A 6302-nucleotide genomic window follows, 5' to 3' on the forward strand; every position below is an offset into this window, starting at 1 on the left:
CGCCGGTGTAGCTCAGTCGGTAGAGCAGCTCATTCGTAATGAGAAGGTCGGGTGTTCGATTCATCTCTCCGGCACCAAGAAAAAGGGGGATCCCCCTATGAAAACCGCCCTTCGGGGCGGTTTTTTATTGCCCGCTCAATTTTGGATTTTCCCGCAATTTCCCGGTTTTTCCTTGCTTGCCTGTGCCAAATTTGTGCCCAAGAATGAGCCGGCGCCGATACAACGGAAGCGACCAATGCTCCCGGGCTGAACGCATGTAGCAAGGACTTACGGCATAAAGTCAAGCATCGGGCCCGAGAAAGATGCCGCATTTACTACGGGCATGAAGCTGGCAAGCTCGACAGCGACGTCAAACTTCGTGGGTTCGACGACTAAAAGGGTGAGTCGTCGGGATCGAGGCTCTCAAGGCGGAATGCCACCAGTGCGCTCCAAGAACTCCTGCAAAGACAAGTCGACCTCCTTTGAAAAAGCCTCGGTAAAAGGAGTAGTCGCAGGCGTCATGTCGCGAGGCCCGGCCCCATCTCGCTGATCGCCTCGATCGCGTAGCGCTTCGCCAGCGCAGCGCGCGCCATGTCCTTGGCCCTCACGATCCGCCCAGCGAGTCACCTTTCGGGTTAGGGCAGACAGGTCGGAAACTTCGCACTCCCACACGATCAGAACCTGCCAGCCCAGCGCATCCAGCGCCATCAAAGTCAGGGCATCGCGCAAATTGCCCTCCAGCTTGTTCCGCCAGAACGTCGTATTCGGCTTTGGCGTATAGGCAAATCTGCATCCGGGATGCCAGTGCCAGAAGCAGCCAATAGAGCTTGCAGATTCACCCATTCCAGCGTATGCCAGCGAGATGCGATGCTGAGATAGCCCCCTGCGTTCGTATGCCCGCAGGACGGTGCGACTTCGGCGTCGCGCCCAGAAAATCCCATGCCTGCACGGTCCTGCACCTCGTGTTGCAGCCTTCGGCCTCCGCTCGCGCGAGCTTAGTCGTCAGAGGCCATGACATCGGATACCGCAAGTGCTGCCTCGGCAAGCGCGCAAGCGGTGCCGGCGGGGTGCCCACTCTTGACCTATGGATGAAGAAAGGCTGGTCTACGCAGCCTCGATGGGCACGTGCACGCCATCAAACTATTGAAGTACAACATTACGATTTGCATTTTTTCTGTAAGGATTGTAGAATTGCAACCGAAGTAGAACATTATGCAACTCTCGAAACTCGCCACCATCCGCAGTGCCCCGGTCTTCCGTGACAAGGCCCCGCAGGAATCCCTGCAGGGCAATGTCCGCGCGCTGACCATTCGCCACATGATGCGGGGTCAGTCCATCAACTGGACGGAGTTGCGAAAGGTCGAGGTCGAACCGCGTTTCCTTGACCACTGCCTGGTGCCGGGCGACATCATCATCGTGTCGCGTGGTGACCAGAACCCGGTGTGTCTATTCGAAGGTGCGCCCGAACCCGTGTGCCCGGTCGGTCAGTTCCACATCATCCATCGCGTCGGGAATGTCGACCCTCGCTACCTGACCTGGTACCTCAACCGGCCGGCCACCCAGGCGAAGATCAAAGCGCGCGCCACGGGCACCGCCATCCAGGCCATCAACAAGAATGAGTTGCTCAGTCTGGAGCTGGAGATTCCTCCTGTCATGACGCAACTGCGTATCGCCGAACTGTACGTCACCACGCAGCAAGCTGTGGTCACGCGCCTGCGCCTCAATGCTCTGGACGAAAAAGAAGCAGCACGCCTGTCCGAGCTGTGGCTGCATGCGGAGGGCGACCATGCTTGATGCAGAACGCACCGCCGCTGTCGACGCGGTGACCCAGCACGCGTACAGCATTCTGCGCCAGGGATCGTTGGATCTGGAGGGCTATCGCGATGCCGTCATCGGCATCCTGGCGTTGAAGTTCCTCACTGACATCCAGGCCCCCGGCTGGGTGCAGCTCGGCCACGGTGCGGATGCCGTCGTCTCCAGCCCCTTGCGCCACCTGGAGCTGCCGACAACGGTCGACTTCCACGCACTGCTGGAGAACAGCGAGGTGCCCGGCATCGGCGATCGGCTGGATGCAGTCTTCCATGCGCTGGCGACAGCCAACCGTATGCATTTGGACGGTATCCAGGGACTGCGTTTCAGCTCGACCCGCCTGGGCGAAGCGAAGGAGCGTGACCGCACCCTGGGCCGTCTCATGGCTGTCATTGGCCATGACTCGGCGTTGGATTTCCGGCAGGCGGACGCAAGCGCCTTCGCGGCAGCGGCATATGCTTGCGACGCCCTGCTGACCACCATGGCAGGGACTCTCGGCAAACGCGGCGTCGAGTTCTTCACGCCTCCGGCGATCAGCCGGCTCATGGCGGAACTGGTGGAGCCTCGGGATGGCGAGTCCATCATGGACCCTTGCTGCGGCACCGGCGGCGCACTCATCGCAGGCAGTCAACGCGCACGCCAAAACGGTGACGACGCAGGCTGCGAACTGTATGGCCAGGAGATCAATGGCGAGACGCTCGCCCTCGCGCGGCTGAACATGGTTCTGCACAACGAGAACCGCACCCATCTGGCATGGGGTGATGTCCTGCAGGATCCCAAGTTCATCACGCCGAACAACAAGCTGCGCACATTCGACGTCGTCCTGTCTAGCCCCCCTTACAACGTGGCGGGCTGGCAGCGCGAAGCCGGGAATGTCGACCCGCTCGGACGTTTCTGGCGGGGCATGCCGCCGGCGACCTCGGCCACCTACGCCTTCATCAGCCACATGGTTGAGTCCATGTCTCTGCTGCATGGGCGCATGGCAGTGGTAATGCCCATGGGGGCTCTTTTCCGCGGCGGCGCCGAAGCGCATATACGGCGCAAGCTGCTGGAGGAAAACCTGTTCGATGCGGTGATCGCATTGCCGGCCAAGCTGATGCCCAGCACGGCTATCCCGGTTGCAATTCTGGTGCTGCGCCGCTGCAAGCAGGATGAAAAAGTGCTGTTCATCGATGGCAGCAACTTCTTCGAATATGGCAAAACCCAGAACACACTGGGGCCGGCCGACCTGCAGCGCATCGTGCAGACCTACCACCAGCGCCAACAGGACACGGTCTATTCACGGCTGGTGTCTCTGGGGGACATCGCGGACAACGAATTCAACCTCAATGTGGGTCACTACATTCAGGTCCAGGCGCAGGAGGAGCAGGTGGACCTGGAGGCCTTGCGCGCCGAACGCCTGAAGCTGCAAGCCCAACTCAGCGAACTCGAAATGCACCTGGCGGTGCTCAGACAGGACACCGCTTATGGATAGACCGCACTTAACGGCCTTGGCAAAACGCCCTGGCATGACCGCCGATCCTGGCGGGCGTGCCTCGATCTGGAGCCACAAAAGGAAAAGCCCACCAGAGGTGGGCCTTTCAAACTATCGTCTGTCCACGGGGGGAGGCTCGCGCCGACAAGTCCCATGGCTAGTGCTGTAAGTATAACTCGAAGAACAAATGTCTACAACTCCCCCCGAACTGACCATCCTGACAACGCTGTCGCGCGCGCGCATGGCCACCTACGAAATCGCGACCACGCGCATTCCGCAACAGTCCAATCCGGTCGACGCCTTGGCGCTCTACGGCTGGAACGCCCAGGTGTCCTCGGCACTCCTGCTGCCGCTGCATATGTGCGAGGTGGTCATCCGCAATGCCGTCTCGGATGCACTAGAGCTCGTCTACGGTGCCGGGTGGCCCTGGTCTCCCGGCCTCCTGCGCAGCCTTCCCATGCCGCAGACCGGCTACCGCGCGCGCAGCGACCTGCATGCAACCGGCGCCCGCTTCAACACGACGGGCAAGGTCATACCGGAGTTGAAATTCATCTTTTGGCAGACCATGTTCACGAGCCGGTTCGACAAACGGCTCTGGTCACCACACTTGGCGGCGGTACTGCCTCACCACGACCCGGCCAAGAGCATTGCCGATGTTCGGGACGAGGTTTACAAGGACCTCGAAGTCGTGCGCCAGTTGCGTAACCGCATCGCGCACCATGAGCCGATCTTCAAGCGCAACCTGCTCGACGATCTGGGCAAAGTTGAGCAGCTCATCGGACTGCGATGCCCGGCGACAGCCGCCTGGATGCGGGCCCAGGAAGACACCAGTCGCATCATTGCGCTCAAGCCCTGGACTGCGCCCTAACAGCCTCACCCGCACGGCCTGGGCCGGATGCAAACAGACCCTCAGGCCCCAGACACTGCGCGAGACAGCAGACGCTTTGCAGCAGCCAAAACCCGCAAGGGCGAGTCGCGGCTCTCGAACAGCAGCCCTAAGAAAGATCTGCACGAATCGGTTTGACGTGAGCTTGCAGTGCTGCATCAGACTGGCTTGCTTCATGAGATGCGATCGTCCTGCCTGATGCCGAGCAGGGCAAGCACGAATCGGCAGGATTCGTGCAGACCATCCCTAAGCAGGGTAACAGTTCAATAAGCGCAAAGTGAAGTAGCTGCACCAGGCTCGGCCTCCTGCGAGCTCTCTGCGGTTCCGTACAAGCGCAACCGATATTCGCTTTAAGCACGTGTTGTGTACTCTCCTGCAAATATGCGCTGCGTTGCTAGTATTGCCTCTGCTGCGCCGTAGGAGCGAGAACTCGCCAGCAGATGAGCTTTGAAGAACGCAAAGGAGGTCCCGTGGGTAGAAAGTCCAGAGAGAAGCGCGAGCGTCGACTTGCCAAGAGCCCAGAGGATCCTGCTTTCCTACTTCGCCGGATGATCAGCTTACATAACCAATTTGGCGCACGCAAACAGGTGAAGGACACTTTCCTCACCCAAGTAAGGGAGACCCGCACACTCATCTGCCAGTACGACGCCGCGGACGTAGCGCGTGCGATCGGCGTGTCCGAACTCTGGCCGGCAAATGCCGGTAGTCACGTCAAACATGCGTTCGCATGGTGCGTATTCCTGGAAGTCCCGCTCGAAGAACGTGGCGGTAAAAGAATCGAGAGCTATGCCGACTTCCAACAGTTCGCCGAAGCACTTCACGCAGCCTGGCCCGACTTTCCTACTCTCGAAGACTTCTCCCCTGAGGCGGATTGGGGGCAGACCAAGGTGAGTCTCGGCGGCCGGTTCGTTCCGGTCTTCTACGGCAGCAGCATCGAGCGAGTGCCGGACTTCATAGAAGCCTTTCGAATCACCTACGCCGATGTGCCCGCCGCACTGGCCCAGATGGACTTGGTCGTCTCGCTGCAGGCACTGATCATTGAAGCCATTCCACACCTTACACAGCCCCCTGTTGTCGACGCGGAACGTGGCCACGTAGAGCTCCCCCCGGAAGATTTCTGGCTCTCGTACAGGGATATGCTGCAGAAAATCGGTCAACTGAGCGCCGACTGGCGCCAGCGCACGGGAACTTCTCTCAATGCGGACCTGGGTGGCTACAAGGCGCCACTGACGTGGGAATCGTTCGGCAATGCAGCATTCACTGGCGATGCCGTTCCCTTCTTGGGCGTCAATGTCGCCGGGGCCTGGTATCCGATGGCGGTACGAAGCGCTCCAGGGACGGTCATCGACCACTGGGCAAAGAAGAAAGCGCCGAGTATCAGCCCTCAGGTGCACAGTAGGCTGGGCCAGTTTGTCTTCGAACGCTATGACGGCACTTTGCCAGGACCGGTGGTATTGGTTCTCGGCGGCGAGATATGCAGCGAGCTTCCCATCAGCAGCGTGACCTCTGCGCCGACGGGTGTGTACCTCATTTGCGCTTGCGATCATGAACTGGTCGATAAGCAGGCGGCGGTTGCTGCTGCCATTCTGGCCAAGGCCCGACAGGCAAAAAACATTCGCTTCAAACTCATTGGAGGCCCGGAGGTCTTGCTCTCGAGTGACGGCGTCAACGGTCCGTCAGCCGATGAGCTGTACATCATCCTTGCGCCTGCCTTGGCCACTACCTCTGTGGGGCTCCTCAACCTTCCTGACAAACCCGTGCGACTCCTGCCGCTTGCGGATCTCATCACCATCTTCGACAGCCTGAAGAATCTTGAGGATCTGGAGCGCTATTGGGCTTTTTGCGATGGGCAACGATCGGCCCTAAGTCCCTTTTCCCGCGGTCCTGCCGATCTATTCGCCTCATTCATGGACACAGACGAGGTTCTAGTTGATGGCGCGGTGGAACCCACGATGATCAGCCTCGACCCGAGTTGGGGCACCTCATGGAGGTTCAAGGCGCTGGCTGAGTTCTGGTCAAGGGCTCCTCGCGTCTTTCCTGATCGCACATCTGGCTGGAGGTTAAGCGAAGGGCCCGAGGGCGTCATCGAGATGAGTTCATGAATCGCCCCGGGTTTGAACTGCCCCCCAGAAGTTGGACGGTTGCCTCGCCGTC

General features: G+C 60.0%; 5 protein-coding genes and 1 tRNA gene. 5 read left to right on the forward strand and 1 reads right to left on the reverse strand.

Translation table 11 applies throughout. From position 1 onward, the window contains the following. Position 1: 1 nt before the first annotated feature. Positions 2-77, forward strand: a tRNA-Thr gene (locus tag Q0105_RS18250). A 325-nt stretch (positions 78-402) separates the two neighbouring features. On the opposite strand, the gene Q0105_RS18255 is transcribed toward Q0105_RS18250, so the two are convergent. Beyond that, positions 403-822: a hypothetical protein gene (locus tag Q0105_RS18255; protein ID WP_298213713.1), complete on the reverse strand. Its 420-nt coding sequence runs from the start codon at positions 820-822 to the stop codon at positions 403-405. 369 nt (positions 823-1191) lie between these two features. Here Q0105_RS18255 and Q0105_RS18260 point away from each other — a divergent pair, with 369 nt between their 5' ends. From Q0105_RS18260 to Q0105_RS18275, 4 genes are all read left to right on the forward strand, one after another. Continuing rightward, positions 1192-1773 (forward strand): restriction endonuclease subunit S, encoded by a 582-nt coding sequence (locus tag Q0105_RS18260; protein WP_298213717.1) that lies wholly within the window; start codon positions 1192-1194, stop codon positions 1771-1773. Next, a complete protein-coding gene (locus Q0105_RS18265; protein ID WP_298213719.1) occupies positions 1766-3262 on the forward strand; it encodes an N-6 DNA methylase in 1497 nt (498 codons plus the stop codon). The genes Q0105_RS18260 and Q0105_RS18265 overlap by 8 nt, the downstream gene beginning before the upstream one ends. Before the next feature lie 187 nt (positions 3263-3449). Next, positions 3450-4130: a hypothetical protein gene (locus tag Q0105_RS18270; protein ID WP_298213721.1), complete on the forward strand. Its 681-nt coding sequence runs from the start codon at positions 3450-3452 to the stop codon at positions 4128-4130. A 458-nt stretch (positions 4131-4588) separates the two neighbouring features. Then, a complete protein-coding gene (locus Q0105_RS18275) occupies positions 4589-6250 on the forward strand; it encodes a hypothetical protein (protein ID WP_298213723.1) in 1662 nt (553 codons plus the stop codon). The last annotated feature ends 52 nt before the right edge of the window (positions 6251-6302 follow it).

It is taken from the genome of Acidovorax sp. (assembly GCF_027492855.1).
Taxonomy (GTDB): Bacteria; Pseudomonadota; Gammaproteobacteria; order Burkholderiales; family Burkholderiaceae_C; genus Acidovorax.